The 15,158-nt window shown below is 38.3% G+C and carries 16 protein-coding genes; 7 read left to right on the top strand and 9 right to left on the bottom strand.

Annotation, left to right across the window (positions count from 1 at the left end):
• Positions 1–8: 8 nt before the first annotated feature.
• The 3 genes from E0H94_RS09690 to E0H94_RS09680 form a co-directional block, all read right to left on the bottom strand.
• Positions 9–1,226: an IscS subfamily cysteine desulfurase gene (locus tag E0H94_RS09690; RefSeq protein WP_131326269.1), complete on the bottom strand. Its 1,218-nt coding sequence runs from the start codon at positions 1,224–1,226 to the stop codon at positions 9–11.
• Position 1,227: 1 nt separating this feature from the next.
• Positions 1,228–1,704, bottom strand: a complete 477-nt coding sequence (locus E0H94_RS09685; protein WP_016166295.1) for an Rrf2 family transcriptional regulator — start codon at positions 1,702–1,704, stop codon at positions 1,228–1,230.
• 112 nt (positions 1,705–1,816) lie between these two features.
• Positions 1,817–2,467, bottom strand: coding sequence for a hypothetical protein (locus E0H94_RS09680; protein WP_131326267.1), 651 nt, complete (start codon positions 2,465–2,467; stop codon positions 1,817–1,819).
• A 189-nt stretch (positions 2,468–2,656) separates the two neighbouring features.
• On the opposite strand from E0H94_RS09680, the gene E0H94_RS09675 reads away from it, so the two are divergent.
• The 3 genes from E0H94_RS09675 to E0H94_RS09665 all read left to right on the top strand — a co-directional run bounded on the left by E0H94_RS09675 (position 2,657) and on the right by E0H94_RS09665 (position 5,562).
• Complete coding sequence (locus E0H94_RS09675; RefSeq protein WP_131326265.1) at positions 2,657–3,121, top strand: phasin family protein; 465 nt, start codon at positions 2,657–2,659, stop codon at positions 3,119–3,121.
• Positions 3,122–3,289: 168 nt separating this feature from the next.
• Positions 3,290–3,562, top strand: a complete 273-nt coding sequence (locus E0H94_RS09670) for an HU family DNA-binding protein (protein ID WP_004697018.1) — start codon at positions 3,290–3,292, stop codon at positions 3,560–3,562.
• Positions 3,563–3,693: 131 nt separating this feature from the next.
• Positions 3,694–5,562, top strand: coding sequence for a SurA N-terminal domain-containing protein (locus tag E0H94_RS09665; RefSeq protein ID WP_131326263.1), 1,869 nt, complete (start codon positions 3,694–3,696; stop codon positions 5,560–5,562).
• A 58-nt stretch (positions 5,563–5,620) separates the two neighbouring features.
• Here E0H94_RS09665 and E0H94_RS09660 read toward each other — a convergent pair whose 3' ends face one another.
• Positions 5,621–6,493, bottom strand: a complete 873-nt coding sequence (locus E0H94_RS09660; protein WP_131326261.1) for a DUF2797 domain-containing protein — start codon at positions 6,491–6,493, stop codon at positions 5,621–5,623.
• 32 nt (positions 6,494–6,525) lie between these two features.
• On the opposite strand from E0H94_RS09660, the gene E0H94_RS09655 reads away from it, so the two are divergent.
• Positions 6,526–6,996: a DUF6231 family protein gene (locus tag E0H94_RS09655; protein ID WP_131264354.1), complete on the top strand. Its 471-nt coding sequence runs from the start codon at positions 6,526–6,528 to the stop codon at positions 6,994–6,996.
• Between the two features lie 147 nt (positions 6,997–7,143).
• Positions 7,144–8,544 (top strand): methylenetetrahydrofolate reductase C-terminal domain-containing protein, encoded by a 1,401-nt coding sequence (locus E0H94_RS09650; protein ID WP_131326478.1) that lies wholly within the window; start codon positions 7,144–7,146, stop codon positions 8,542–8,544.
• Positions 8,545–8,585: 41 nt separating this feature from the next.
• Here E0H94_RS09650 and E0H94_RS09645 read toward each other — a convergent pair whose 3' ends face one another.
• The 5 genes from E0H94_RS09645 to E0H94_RS09625 all read right to left on the bottom strand — a co-directional run bounded on the left by E0H94_RS09645 (position 8,586) and on the right by E0H94_RS09625 (position 13,438).
• Positions 8,586–9,680, bottom strand: a complete 1,095-nt coding sequence (locus E0H94_RS09645; RefSeq protein ID WP_131326259.1) for a porin — start codon at positions 9,678–9,680, stop codon at positions 8,586–8,588.
• 252 nt (positions 9,681–9,932) lie between these two features.
• Complete coding sequence (locus E0H94_RS09640; RefSeq protein WP_131326257.1) at positions 9,933–10,352, bottom strand: HIT family protein; 420 nt, start codon at positions 10,350–10,352, stop codon at positions 9,933–9,935.
• 44 nt (positions 10,353–10,396) lie between these two features.
• A complete protein-coding gene (locus tag E0H94_RS09635; protein ID WP_131326255.1) occupies positions 10,397–10,666 on the bottom strand; it encodes a YARHG domain-containing protein in 270 nt (89 codons plus the stop codon).
• A 797-nt stretch (positions 10,667–11,463) separates the two neighbouring features.
• On the bottom strand, positions 11,464–12,336 hold the full coding sequence (locus E0H94_RS09630) for an NAD(P)-dependent oxidoreductase (RefSeq protein ID WP_131326253.1): 873 nt from the start codon (positions 12,334–12,336) through the stop codon (positions 11,464–11,466).
• 10 nt (positions 12,337–12,346) lie between these two features.
• Complete coding sequence (locus tag E0H94_RS09625) at positions 12,347–13,438, bottom strand: alpha/beta fold hydrolase (RefSeq protein ID WP_131326477.1); 1,092 nt, start codon at positions 13,436–13,438, stop codon at positions 12,347–12,349.
• A gap of 143 nt (positions 13,439–13,581) precedes the next feature.
• Between E0H94_RS09625 and E0H94_RS09620 the strand changes: the two genes are divergently transcribed.
• Positions 13,582–14,769 carry an O-succinylhomoserine sulfhydrylase gene (locus tag E0H94_RS09620; protein WP_131326251.1) on the top strand — a complete coding sequence of 396 codons (1,188 nt, stop codon included), beginning with the start codon at positions 13,582–13,584 and terminating at the stop codon, positions 14,767–14,769.
• Positions 14,770–14,796: 27 nt separating this feature from the next.
• Positions 14,797–15,126 carry a YbaB/EbfC family nucleoid-associated protein gene (locus tag E0H94_RS09615; RefSeq protein ID WP_116760803.1) on the top strand — a complete coding sequence of 110 codons (330 nt, stop codon included), beginning with the start codon at positions 14,797–14,799 and terminating at the stop codon, positions 15,124–15,126.
• The last annotated feature ends 32 nt before the right edge of the window (positions 15,127–15,158 follow it).

Raw genomic sequence — 15,158 nt, 5'->3', positions numbered from 1 at the left:
GAAGAGAATTAGTGTTCAGCCCATTCGACTGTAGAAAGGTCGATACCTTCTTTATACATATCCCAAAGCGGAGACAGTTCACGTAACTTATCAACAGCAGCTCGGGTCACGCTTAACACATGATCAATATCTTCTTCTGTGGTGTATTTACCAAAGCTGAAGCGAATTGAACTGTGAGCCAGCTCATCAGAAAGACCTAATGCACGAAGTACATAAGATGGTTCTAAAGTTGCAGATGTACATGCAGAACCCGAAGAAACCGCAGCATCTTTGAGTGACATCATTAATGATTCACCTTCAACAAAATTGAAGCTCACATTTAAATAGTTAGCAACGTTTTGAGTTGGGTGACCATTAAGGAATACTTGTTCAAGATCTTGTAAACCATTCCAAAGTTTGTCACGCAATACACGTAAGCGAGTTTGTTCTGCAACCAAGTTTTTGCCTGCAAGTTCAAATGCTTCACCCATACCTACAATTTGGTGTGTTGGTAAAGTACCAGAACGCATACCACGCTCATGACCACCACCATGCATTTGTGCTTTTAGGCGTACACGAGGACTACGACGAACAAACAATGCGCCGATGCCTTTAGGGCCATAAATTTTGTGTGCCGAGAAACTCATTAAATCTACTTTTAAGGTAGACAAATCAATTTCAACTTTACCAGCAGCTTGAGCAGCATCAACATGGAAGAAAATTTTGTTAGCGCGAGTAATTTCACCAATAGCAGCAACATCAGTCACAGTACCAATTTCGTTGTTCACCATCATGAGGGAAACAAGAATTGTATCTGGACGAATTGCAGCTTGAACCATTTCAGGGGTAATTAAACCTGTTTGTGGTAATGGTTCAAGGTAAGTAATTTCAAAACCTTCAGCTTCTAGTTCGCGACAAGTATCTAAAATTGCTTTATGTTCGATTTTACTGGTGATGATATGCTTACCTTTGGAAGCATAAAATTGAGCTACACCTTTTAACGCTAGGTTGTCAGACTCAGTTGCACCAGAAGTCCAAACGATTTCGCGAGGATCGGCTTTGATTAAATTCGCAACTTGTTCACGTGCATATTCAACTTTTTCTTCAGCTTGCCAACCGTATGCATGAGAACGTGAAGCCGCGTTACCAAAAGTACCTTCGAAAGTTAAACATTCCATCATGCGTTCTGCAACTTGAGGGTCTACAGGGGTGGTTGCTGCATAATCAAGATAAATCGGACGTTTCATTTCAAATACTACCTGTAACCGATAAAAGGGCTGAATCAAAAGATGCTGTGTTTTGACGAATAGCAACGGTTTGTACGTTGTCACGAGCTACAAGATCAGCAAGTGTGATTTTAGCGAGATAATCGGCAATGTGGTGAGAGAGTTCTTGCCATAAATCATGTGTTAAACACATTGCACCATTTTGACAGTTGCCTTTGTGGTCACAACGTGTTGCATCTACAGTTTCATTTACAGCTTCAATAATTTCTAACACAGTGATGTCTTCAGCGCTGCGAGCTAGGTGATAACCACCGTTCGCACCACGAACACTAGAAACTAATCCATGGCGTTTTAACTTGGCAAAAAGTTGTTCAAGATATGCAACGGAAATAGTTTGGCGAGCTGCAATTTCGGCTAATGTGATCGTTTGTTCAGTAGGCTGCAAAGCTAGATCAAGTAGAGCAGTCACCGCGTAGCGACCGCGAGTTGTTAAGCGCATGATTCGATACACATGTTTAGACTAGATGTGTAGATTCTATGAATCCTGACTAAAATAGTCAAGTTTTTTTGAGATCAATTCTTTTCTTTTAATTAATAATAAAAATAGTGATTTATGAAAGCCAAATATTATACACAAATAAACCAATCAGGAGTACTGTGATTACAAAAAAAGCAATGTTAATCTGCTTTTGTTTTTGTTCTAAGCGACGTATGCGATTTTTATATTGTTTTACCTCAACTTGGAGCGAGTTGATTTTAGAACGTTGTTGATCAATCTTTTCTAAGAGTGGGGCAACCCGTTTATTTGATGATGTAATATTTTCTTCATCACCAACAGGTTCTAAAAACCATTGTTTCCAGTCGGCTAGCACTTTAGGTGCACTGAACAGTAGTACTAAATCGCGAAATTCATCTTTAAGTGTAATGTCACCATCTATACGCATGGTTTTAATGCTGCGTCTGTTGGCAAAGACAAATATTTTAATTAAATCCATTAGTGTAGTTCTAACATCTAGATCTACAGCTTTTTCAGGTGCTTTGGTATCAAACAAAATACCATGTTCGTTAAATTGTACATAAAAGTCGAAATAAGGGACGTAGCTATTAATTTTAATTGCGATTTTTTGATCTACAAATTTTTTGGCTTGAAGTGCAACCACAGCATCACGCTTAATCACAAAAGTAAAAATAGTTTCTAAAGCAATCATGGATGTTGTCAGCAACAAATGTGGTTGATTTTGTCTTTGTTGCGAATCGCTCATAAAACTTAATCCTTGCGGGTAAAAAGAGTCCTATCTCATTGTATGTGTCTGAGGACTGGAATAAAGTGCATATTAAAGCTGCTTTGTAGAACAGTTTTGCAAATCGATCAAGTGTTAAGTTTGTTATGATGAGTCTATTTATATAAATACAGTGTTGAACAGGACATAAAATAGGCAGGAGTGGCTCAAATGAATAAAACGACAAAAGTAGATGAAGGTGATTTTGGAATTCCTGCGGAAACTGTGAATAAAACAGCCTTAAGGCAGCGCTCGAAGTCTGGTCTGGATTTTAGAAAATATACCAAACAAATTTGGTTGGCGGGTTTGGGTGCATTTTCACGTGCTGAAGAAGAAGGGAATAAGTTATTTGACTCTTTGGTTAAAGTTGGGGAAGAGCTTGAGTCAAAAACAACAGAAATTGCAGACCAAACGGTCGAAAAAGTTTCAGAGAAAGCTAAAGAGTCAGTCGTTGACACTAAAGACAAAGTAGAAAAGTTGATTGATCACAGCGTGCATCATTCGCTAAATCGGATTGGTTTGGTTACAGTAAAAGATATTCAACATTTGGAAAGCTTGATTTTACAATTACATAGTAAGGTTGATGCTTTGATTATAGAAAATGAACAACTGAAAGCAAAAATTGATAAAAAATGACAGATTTTGGAACTTTGCTATTTTTTCCAAGTGAATTTGCGATTAAATTTGTAGAAAAGCTCAAGAGGAGTATTGCGTTCTCCCCTAAAGCATTGCTATAAAGGCGTTATGGTAATTTAAACTATATCCTTGAACCTTAAATAAACGATATTAGAGGACTTCATCTTCATGAATAAATCAGAATTAATTGATGCAATTGCAGAAAAAGGGGGATTGTCTAAGACTGACGCAGGTAAAGCCTTAGACGCGACAATTGCTTCAATCACAGAAGCACTTAAATCTGGTGATACAGTTACACTTGTGGGCTTTGGTACTTTCAATGTGAAAGAACGTGCTGCTCGTACTGGTCGTAACCCACAAACTGGTGCGACTCTTGAAATTAAAGCTAGCAAAGTTCCTAGTTTTAAAGCAGGTAAAGGTTTAAAAGATTCTGTAGCTTAATCTTTTAATGATTTACCAAACGCGCCTTCTTGGCGCGTTTTTTATTAATAATGCTGATTTGATGGCTAAACGCATTCATTCATATCAGGTTTTCGGGTAAAATGCGGCACAAATAAAATATTGGAATACTTATGGAATCTTTTCGTAAAGTTATTAAGGGCTGGTTGGGCAAAGTTCTGCTCATTTTGTTTTTGACCCCTTTAGCACTTGTAGGTATTGAAGGATATTTTAGTAGTGGTAGTTCTAAAGACACTGCAAAAACAGTGAATGGGCAAGAAATCAGCAATAAAGAGCTGGAAAATGCGACGAAGTCGTATAGTCAGCAGTACTTATCTTATGTAAATGGTGATGAAACCTTGTTGAATCAGTCTTTTATTAAAGATAAAGCTTTAGAGTCGTTGATTGCCCGTAACTTATTATTACAACAAGCAGAAAAATTGGGCATTTCATTGAGCGATGCTCAAATTGAGCAAATGATTGCACAACAACCAAGCTTACAAGAAAATGGCAAGTTTTCTGAAGCGCTTTATGCGAATTATTTAAAATCAGTGGGTTTAACGAGCCAGGCATTGATTGAAAATTTACGCCAAGATCATGCTTTGAAGATGATGTCGTCAATGGTGATGGATTATGCCTTGGTGAGTAAGGTTGATATTCAGCAAATTGCGAATTTGCAAACTGAGCAACGTACGATTCATTTGGCAAGTATCAAACTTGATGATTATAAAAAAGGTATTCAAGTTAGCCAGCAAGAAGTTTCTGATTATTATAACAAGCATAAAAATGCATTTAAACAAGTTGCAAGTGTCGATGTTGATTTTGTGGTGCTCAGCCCAACAAACTTACCAACAGTAAATGCTCAAGTTACAGATGAAGAATTACAACAAGCCTATGCAAAATTTGTTGAATCTCAGAAGTCTACAGTTAAGCCTTTAGTGAAGCATATTCTTATTACGGCCGATTCGCGCTCAGATGCTGAGGCGAAGAAATTAGCTGATAGCGTGGCTGCACAAATTAAAGCGGGTATGAGCTTTAATGATGCTGCTCAAAAGTATTCAGATGATACTGACTCAAAATCAAAAGGCGGTGTTATTGCTGCCTATGATAAAGGGGTGTTTGGTGATGCCTTTGATACAGCTGTTGCATCATTAAAGTCAGGTCAAGTGTCTGCACCAGTGAAAACCCAATATGGTTATCACATTATTTCTGCTGAAGCACCTGCAATCAAATTGCCATCTTTTGAAACTGAAAAGCCGCGTTTAATTGCTGAAGTGCAAAAGGCGAAAACGGCGAATGCATTCTCTGATACTGTAAATAACTTGAATGAAATGGTGGTGGGTAGCGATGCACTTGATACCGTGGCCCAAGAAGTTAAAGGGGTGCAGGTTCAATCAATTAAAGGTTTAACTTTAGGCATACAGCATCCAGTTTTAAGTCAGGCAAATGTTAAAGCTAAACTCTTTAATGATGATGTGAAAAATGGTGATCGTAATGCTTCAAGTAACATCCAATTGGCTAATGGCGATGTTGTTTGGGTAAAAGTACGTGATTATCATGCCGCGGGTGAACAAACTTTAGCAGAAGCAAGCGCACGTGTGAAAGCAAAATTGATTGAGTTGAAAGCTACGGCTGCAGCTAAAGCAAAAATTCAAAAAGCATTGGATGAGTTTAAAACTCAACCAGCTGCAACAGTAATTGCTAAAAATCAATTAAGTTTTGAAGATGTAGGTGTATTTACCCGCTCGCAAGGCTTAAAGCGTCAGATTGAGCGAGCAGCATTTAGTGTTCCTGTACCTAAAGCAGGCCTGTGGTCGGTAACAACAGCGTCATTACCAAATGAGTTTGTTGTGGTTGCAATTTCTAATGTGAACAAAACTGCAGCAAATGCTCTGGCACCAGAACAGTTGGCAGAATTGGCTAAGCTTTATCAACAACTGCGTGGTCAGCAAGAACTTGATGACTACACTCAATATTTAAAAAGCCAAGCGAAGATTAAATAAAATACAGTAATAAAAAAACCAGCCTAGGCTGGTTTTTTATGGCTATTAAATTATGAAATTATTCAGCACGTAGAATAATTTCATAACCCGTATATTTACGGATGTTAATCACACCTGTATCGAGCAGTAAATATTGTCCTTTAATCCCTTGCAGCTTGCCGCGAATGATTGGGGTTTTATCCAAATTATGCGACTTAATCTTTTCAGGATAGTGTTCGACAGGATAAATGAACTCACGCGGCTGTTCATTTTCAAGCAACTCAACAGTTTCATTGAATTCAAGATTTTGGCTAAATTCATCTCGTATGGTTTGAATTTTAGGTGAAAATTCTTCAATCAATTGCTCACGCACTTCAATTAAATTTAAAGGTTCAGCTTCACCTTTAAGGAGTTTACGCCAGTCAGTTTTATCTGCAACTTGAGTCCCAAACATGATTTCGAGTTGACCAGATAAGCGACGAGAACCCACTTTCATAATTGGAAGAGCCTGAGTAGCACCTTGGTCTAACCAACGAGTAGGCATCTGTCCAAGACGGGTAATTCCGACTTTTAATGCACTCGAATTAGCCAAATAAACAATATGGGGTTGAAAACAAACTTCATGCGCGAAACTATCTTCACGGCATGTACCTAGATGATAGTGGCAGGTTTCTGGTTTCATAATGCACATATCGCAAGATGCTTTGGTTTTAAAACATTTAAAACAATGCCCTTGTGAATAAGACTTCGGTGTTTTGCTGCCACAAGAAACGCAAGAAATATTTCCAGTCCATTCCAACTCAATTTCTTGACCTAAACTGAATGGAAGCTCAATTTCTGCACGATCTAGGATAAATTTATATTCAACATTTGCCTTGCGAGTCTGTTGATCAGTTACACTAAGGTCCTTGAGACCTGCATGCATTTTATGACAAATGCCTTGTAGTTCCATGAAAAGCTCACTCAAATAATAAGGATGCAGTTATGGCTGAACAGAATGTCATCACTTCTATGCTAGACGATTTATCTCAGGAACAGCCTATTCAAACTGCATTGTGTATTGGTCAAAATTTAGAACAATATGACCAGAATCAATCAATTCGTTGGACTTATTTTAACGTAACTGAGTTTCTAAGTCTGCCTTTTACGCAACGTTATGATTTGGGTTTTGTTGTACTCGATAATTTAGAGATGAGTAGTTTATCAGATACGACCAAAGCACAATTTTTGGTAAAGTTGCGTGATTTAATGGCGAAAAAGTTGGTTGTAGTCACAAATGAGCAAGATCATAAATTAATGCGTTCGCTTGGTTTTACCCAACTCATTGAAAAGTCAGCGCAGGGTCATGATATGGCAATATGGCAATTCAATATTCTCAATTATAAGCATGTCCCAGATTGGTTTAACTCGAAATATTGGGCGAATCCTGAAAACTGGAATAAATTTCGCTGGTAATTTTTACGTTTAGGAAAGAATTGTGAAAATGGGTTTGTGCTTTTTAAGGGTGTACAAGCTCATTATTTATTTTGCCAATGAGCATTTTCATCTTTTATAATAAGCTGCTTTCCTTTTTTGACATTTGTCACACATCTTCCAGATATGATGCCTTTACTTACTGATTCCTTGCAAAATCAGCCTTTTTCTATTTTTCTTGAATACTTGCCGACCAAGCATGCACAGCCTGTACCATCATGCATAGCTGGCTATCCAGTGACCATGACGATTGCTGATCGTGTACGTAGTGATGATGATCCAGAGCCATTAGCAATTGCCCAAAATTATGCTGCTGAGATTCCGAAAATTTTACATTTTTCTGGTAAAGGGCGAGACATAGCAGATTTTAATGAATTTATTCGAATGGCACAGGTACACGGTTATTCGAATGTGTTGTTACTCACAGGTGATAAATTAAAGCATCATCAAAATGGTCAAGATATAAATTTTTCACGGACGCGCTATTTAGAATCCGTGAATGCTGTGATGCAGTCCAAAAAACTCGCACCTGCAATAAAGGTTGGGGTAGCGCTGAATCCATTTAAATATGCGAAAGCTGAGCATGATGCCCAATATTATAAATTGGATAAAAAAGTGCTGGCAGGGGCAGACTATGTCGTAACCCAATTAGGGTTTGATTTGGATGCATTAAAAGAAGCGAAGCAATATTTAGAAAATCAACATTCACAGGTGGATTTGTTTGCTTGTGTAATGCCATTAACAGCGGCGCGTGCAGAATTTATGGTCAAGCAAAAAGTTGCGGGAATTGTTTTGCCCCCGCATCTTTTGCAGTTACTTAAACAAGAACAGGTTGTGGATGCTGCACTTGCAGAACAAAATGTCTATGCGCGTTGCGCTTTGCAGATTTTAATTTGTCGTTATTGGGGATTTGCAGGTGTGCATTTATCGGCCTGTCATAAGCCCGAAGAGCAGCAAAAGTTAGAACAGGCTCTAAATCGTTTTAGGGATTTAAGTTTTGATCAATGCATGCTGATTTGGAGTGAGCTACATCAATTGAAATCGGGTGATGAGCTTAAGCCTAAACCTGATGTATTTCAAAAGAAAGTGTCTCCGGAACAGGTGCTCAAGTATAAAAGCATGCAGTTTATGCATGACTCAATGTTTGATTCCAAGATTGCGCGAAACGTAGGAAGTAAATTTTTTAATCCTAAGCTTTGGTCTGGTCGTTTTGCCAACAAATTGCTTATAAAGTCTGAATACTTGTCTAAACATGGTGTCGTCGGCTGTGAAAGTTGTGGTCAGTGTCGCCTTGCAGATACTTTATATATTTGTCCTGAAACTTGTCCTAAAGGCTTAGCAAATGGTCCTTGTGGAGGCACAACTTTCGATCGTTGTGAGTTCGGAGATCGAGAGTGTATTCACTCAGTAAAAGCACGATTAGCACAGCAAGTGAATCAAATTGAGGTGCTTAAAACGCGCATGATTGATACTGTTCCAATTGAATCGCGAGGCACAAGTTCTTGGGTGAATTGGTTTAATCCCAAATAAAAAAACACGCCTAAGCGTGTTTTTTATAAAATTGGTGAGGATTAGAAATTGTATTCCATACCTGTCCCGATTACAGTGCGTTTGTCGTCATCGCTTAACCAATCACGTTTTTGTTGTGCTACGATGCCGTAGAAACGTGCTTGTTTGTTAATTTTGTAGTCTAAACCGATGCCATACTGGTCAATAGTACGATCGTCATGGCCATCACGTGCAGTTTTTGCTGATTGGTATTGTCCTTTTACAGCAAAAGGTGTGTTGCCGATTTTGTAAGTAACAGCTGTAATCCAAGAGTCTTCTTCTAAGCCTTGGTAGTTTGTAGTAACAGCATTAGCGGTATAAGCAGTTAAGTCATCTTTAGGTTCAGCATGTTGCCACAAGCCACCCAGTACAAGACCTTTAAGACCAATAGTGCTGAAATCGTAAGAACCTGTTACACGGTAAGCATCAGAGTAAATATCTTTTAAGCTGTAAGCGTTGTATTTGCCTTGGATACCTGAGTTACCAGCAACTGCCAGTGCTAGACCTAAATCTTTATTTTCATAGTTGACTGAAGCTGAAACGGCATCACCAAAGCCATCACGTTTATCATCATTACCAGTTGTTCCTGCTGTTACGCTAGAAGAACTTTCACCTTGTTGGAACATTACATTGAATGATAAGCCAGCAAGTAATTTAGGGTCAGATTCAAAACCAATTACGTTATTTGAACGTTCTTCACCATACATCGTATTGGTGATATCTAAAATTGTGTGGTCGTTGAAGATATCTTGATTGTTACCAGCAGCTGTCTTGAAGTAAGAGTCAAATTTACCTACTTTTAGCGCGCCGATACCATCACTTTTTAAACCGATGAAGCGGTTACGAGCGCTAAGGTCTGTATCAGAACCAGAACCATCAGTTGCAATTGCCCATTCAGCTAAATAAATTGCAGATAATTTTTCTGTTAGCTTTTCTTCACCTTTAATACCAAAGCGAGAAGCATTAGAGTTGACTTCACTTACATCACTCTTGCCATCAAAGTTTTTGTTATCAACATTGTCGATCGATACATTTAGTTTACCGTACAATGTTGGCGCTGCCTGTGCTGCGTTTAAGCTTAAAGTTGTCACTGCTGCAGCAAGTAGCAATTTTTTCATTGAGATTTCTCCAAAACACGATTTTTATGGCAAGTGCCTACAAACTCTTATTTTCAGCTCGCTTCTGTACAATTCGTTACATAGCTCACCAACTTGCTATGCAGTATCTGTAAACTTTGTGACAGCAAAGTGAAAAATAAATGACAGTTTGATGACGAGGTGTGATTGGATAACTCTCAGTTTTATTTTGCTTTTTTACTTAAGATAAAAAAATGGAGCCGAATGGCTCCATTTGTTGTTTAGATAATCAAATTATGATTCTAAAGCAGCTTTAATTTTTTCAGCCTGAGCTTTAATCTTTTCTTGATCACCCATTTGTGCAGCATGCTTGCCTAGCTGATGTACATTGGTCGGGATAAGGTGAAAGTGGATGTGCGGAACAGTTTGTCCGGCAGCAGCTCCATTTAATTGCATTAAGATAATGCCATCTACGCCAAGTGCTTTTTCCATTGCACGAGCAATTTTTTGTGTAACCTGAATGGTGTAAGCAGCAGTTTCTGCTGGAAGATCGAGCAAGTTTACTGCTGGAGTTTTAGGAATGACTAGGGTGTGTCCTTCAGCTTGCGGCATGATATCCATAAAGGCAAGAACCTGATCATCTTCATACACTTTGATTGCAGGAAGCTCTCCGCGTAGGATTCTTGCAAAAATATTTTGATCATCGTAAGCCATAATTATTCCTTTAACAGTCTCCATTCAAGGAGGTAATTCAGTTGTTATTTACAATTTAGTTCTTTCTGACGAGCTTTGATTTCGTCAAGACGTTGCTGTTCTTTGTCTGAAAATTTAGGTTTGGTGGTATAGCAGTTGTCATTACCAAACTTTGCTTTTGCTTCAGGATCTTTAAAACAAAAACCTTTAGATGCATAGATCACATCATGATCGTTCTTGAGTTTTTGACACTCTTGCTCTGGCGTAGCAGCCAAAGTATTTGCACCAATAAAGGTAGATAGACCAGCAAGACAAGCAATAAGCAACTTACTCATAAGAGTTTCCTCACGGTTTGTAACAGTATATGTTTAATACCTTATTACAATATTGGGTTTAATTTGTCATCTTCAATGGCAATAAATTACTCTAGCGTACTTTTGTTCAACATGATAGGCAAAAGTTATATATATCAATAATTTTATAAAGTTTTATTGATAATAAAAGGCTAATTTTTTGTTGTAACTGTATCTAGTCGTTCTACGGTATGTTGCGTTATTTGTAAATTGATTGCGCTAAAACTTTTTAGTCATTTAGGGTCTGTAAAGTGACAATTAAATTCAAATTGTTATGCTCGTCGACAAACCGAGTCTAATTCAAAAATGACTTATGTATTTTCCTATTGTTTGGCTGGGAGATCCATTTTTTACATGTAATCTGGAAATTGGATGTCTTCCTAAAGAATATGGTCATATACTCATGTTTCTGTTAATCAGTTTTTGCTATTACAGATATTGTAAGATCAAGGATCTTGGTTGATTTCTATTTGAGAAATTGCTTTCTTGGAATATTGGATTTCAATGAGAAGAGAATTTACACCACCAAGAATTCCGATTATCAACAGTATCAAACCAATCTTGAATCATCTGCTGACCTACAGTCATTTAAATCCTCAGCAGGTTTATCTTGAGTGCTTGCTAAAATATTTTCAATGAAGAAGTAAAGACAAAATGAAAAATTTGGTTCTCTGGAATGTCTAGTGAAATTTAAAAATTTATAGACATTCCATGGAACTCAAAATACTTTACGATATGGAATAAAAATAAGTATAAGTTATTTATTTTAAATAGAAAAACTACTCTAACGTGATTTTACTCCAAGATTCATATAATTTTACGACGCTTGAGAAATCACTTTCTGAAGGAGAAAGATCACTTGCTGCTTGTATAAGACTTTGTGTTAATGCAATTACAGGTGCTGAAAGTTTAGCATCACGGACTAAATCTAGAGCGATACCTGTATCTTTTGCTAATAAAGGCAAAGCGAAGGTAAGAGGAAAGCTACGGTTTAAAACGCGTTGAGGTAATACGGTTTCAGTCACACCACTTTTACCACTGGATGCATTAATGCAATCTAGTGCTTCTCCCAAATTTACACCATGTGCTTTTAACGCGGTAAAGCCTTCGGCAACAGAACAGAGGTTAACCGCAAGAAGCATGTTATTGACTGCTTTCACTGCGAAACCTGCACCAGAGTTGCCCACATGCTTAATGAGTTTTCCAATAGCTTGCAAAGCTGGAAGTGCTTTTTCAAAGGCTTCAGCATTACCACCCACCATTACAGTTAGTGTGGCATTTTCAGCTCCAATGGTTTGACCACTTACAGGCGCATCTAAAAAAGTCACTTGTTGTGTCTGTAAAGCTTCTGCCAGATTTTTAGCAGACTCTGGGACACCACTCGTGCAATCAATCCAAATACTACCGGCTTTTAATTCTAGCCCCGAAATAAGTGCTTCAACATCTTGGCTGGTTGGAAGACAAGAAAAAATGATATCTGCTTGAACTGCGTCTTGTAAAGATACGGCAAGGGTTCCGTATTCAGCTGCATGTTGTTCGGCTTTGGAAAAATTACGGTTCCAAACAAACACGGTTTCAAAATGTTTAGGAAGATGAGCTGCCATGCGATAGCCCATAGCACCTAAACCGATAAAAGCAACTGAATGAATCATAATTTTTCCTTTATATCTTTGTCGATCTTTGTTCTAACCACGAAGTGAGTTTGGGCCAAAATTGTTCAGCGCTTGTCTTATTTGACATTAAACCCAAATGCCCTCCGGGGATAAGAGTAAACGTGACATCTTGGCTGTTTGTCAATTCACATAATGGTTTTATTGCAGCTTCGGTAACAAGCTGATCGGTTTGACCTGCGCCAATCAACAAGGATGAAGTGATTGAATTTAATTTGATTTGTTTATCTTTGAGCTGAATAACCCCATTTTTGAGTTCATTTTTGAGCCAAATCTTAAAAATCATATCTTGGTTAATCCCACCAGGGTAATCAATCATATTATTTAGGAATTGGCTAATGGTGGCATTTTCACTGATGGTTTCCAAATCATCCAAGTTATTTAAAAGGGTCTTATAACTTGCATACCAGCCCTTAGGGTCTAGAATTTTAAAACCAATAGAATTTAAACGCCCTGGCGTATGAGTAAATTTTTTTGGAATATGGCTAGAAAACAAGAGTTGATTGAGTGATGCATTTTTTTGGATCAGTCGATACAGATTTTGATTAACTTTACCAATGAATCCTGATGCATAACTATCTATGGGACTGCCTAAAACGATTAAATTTTTAACAAAATTAGGCTGGTGTAAGGCACTATAAAGTAGAACAAAAATGCCCGCCATACTCCAACCATGGAGTGAAATTTGCTCAGATTGAGCATGACTGCGTATCTTGTTAATACAGTCAGGTAGTGCGTAGTCGATGATGGTAAGAAAATGAATATGTCGGTCACGAAAGCGAAACTGCTTCCATTCAACTAAATACACATCAAAACCTTGATTTTGAAAATGCTTTACTAGCGACCGATAAGGAAACAAATCATATATCGCCATATTAATGGCAAAAGGGGCAACAAAAACCAGAGGTTCTAGATAATGCTTTGAGACAGCTGGGTAGTAACGCACTTTAGCATAATCATTGTAGGCGACAATTTCATAAGGTGTACTTTCAGACAGAATAAGTGAATGTTGCTTAAAGATGCGGGTAGATAAGTTTTTGAGTTGGACTTTTTTACTTGCGATCCGTTGTTTTAGTTTTGTCATCGCGGGCATATTTATTGACCTATTTGAAGATTTGCTCGAAGTCTAAACGATAATTTTATATTTTACCTTGACCTGAAATGCCGTAGGCGCTCAAAATGTTGGCAATTATTCACAAAGGCAGTTCTGAGAACTGAATCGTAGAAATGAGCCAATACGACGACATCGAATATCAATTAGACACTTTAGCGATTCGTACCGGTCACACACGTACTTTTGAAGGTGAGCATAGTGAGCCAATTTTTCTAACATCTTCTTTCGTATGCGAAAATGCGGCAGATGCAGCAGCCAAATTTTCAGGACAAATAGAAGGTAATACTTACTCACGTTATACCAACCCAACTGTACAGGCATTTGAAAAACGTTTAGCTGTATTAGATGGTGCTGAACGTGCAGTGGCGACCAGTTCGGGTATGGCAGCAGTTCATGCTGTGACTTTGGCTTATTTAAAAGCAGGTGATCATGTTGTGTGTTCACGTGCTGTCTTTGGTTCGATCATTTCACTGTTTGAAAAATATGTCATCAAATTTGGTGTCGATGTAACATTTGTAGACTTGGAAGATTTAGACGGTTGGAAACAAGCGATTCGTCCTAATACGCGTCTTTTATTTATTGAAACACCGTCGAACCCATTGGCTCAAGTGGGTGATATGCAGGCGATTGCTGATATTGCCCATGAACATGATGCTTTATTTGCAGTCGATAATACTTTCTGTACCCCAATCTTACAGCAACCAATTAAGTTCGGCGCAGACCTGATTGTCTATTCATCAACGAAATATATTGATGGCCAAGGTCGTGCTTTAGGCGGTGCGGTTGTGGGTAAGGATAAATTGGTTGAAGAAATTAACGGTGTTATTCGTACACTCGGTAATTCTATGAGCCCGTTTAATGCGTGGATCTTCTTAAAAGGTTTGGAAACTTTAAGTTTACGCATGAAAGCACATTGTACCAGTGCGCAGAAATTAGCAGAATGGCTCGATGCGCATCCGAAAGTTGAAAAAGTGTACTACGCGGGTTTACCAAACCATGAAGGACATGAGCTGGCAAAGAAACAACAATCTGGTTTTGGTGGCGTGGTTTCTTTTGTTGTGAAAGGCGAGCGTGAAGGAGCTTGGACAGTCATTGACAACACTCGATTCTTATCGATTACTAGCAACTTAGGTGATGTTAAATCAACGATTACCCATCCTGCGACGACATCGCATGGCAGAATGTCGGCTGAGGCAAAACAAGCAGCGGGTATTAGCGAAGGTTTAATTCGTGTTTCTGTTGGTTTAGAAGATATTGATGATATTATTCGTGATATCGCACGTGGTTTAGACTTAATCTAATTTTTAATTTTATGTTCGGAGATTTTTATGAACATTAATATGCTGATGCAACAAGCACAACGCATGCAAAAAGATATGGAAGTTAATCTTAAAAAAGCCAAAGAGGAGCTTGCACAGACTGAAGTTCATGCAGAAGCAGGCGGTGGTTTGGTTAAGGTGACTATGACTTGCCGTAATGTGGTAAAGCGCATCGAGATTAATCCTGAATTGTTGCAAGATGATCCAGATATGATCGAAGACTTGATCGCGGCTGCAATGAATGATGCTGCACGTCAGGCAGAAGTTATTTCTGAAGAGCGCTTGAAAGGTGCGAGTTCGGGTATGGGCTTGCCACCAGGCCTTGCGGGAATGTTCTAATCCCAAGTGGTTGCTTACCTCCCTTTTTAGGG

The organism is Acinetobacter sp. ANC 4173 (genome assembly GCF_004331255.1).
Lineage (GTDB): Bacteria > Pseudomonadota > Gammaproteobacteria > Pseudomonadales > Moraxellaceae > Acinetobacter.
The sequence above is the reverse complement of the archived record's forward strand: the minus strand, read 5'-3'. Positions and strand labels throughout refer to the sequence as shown.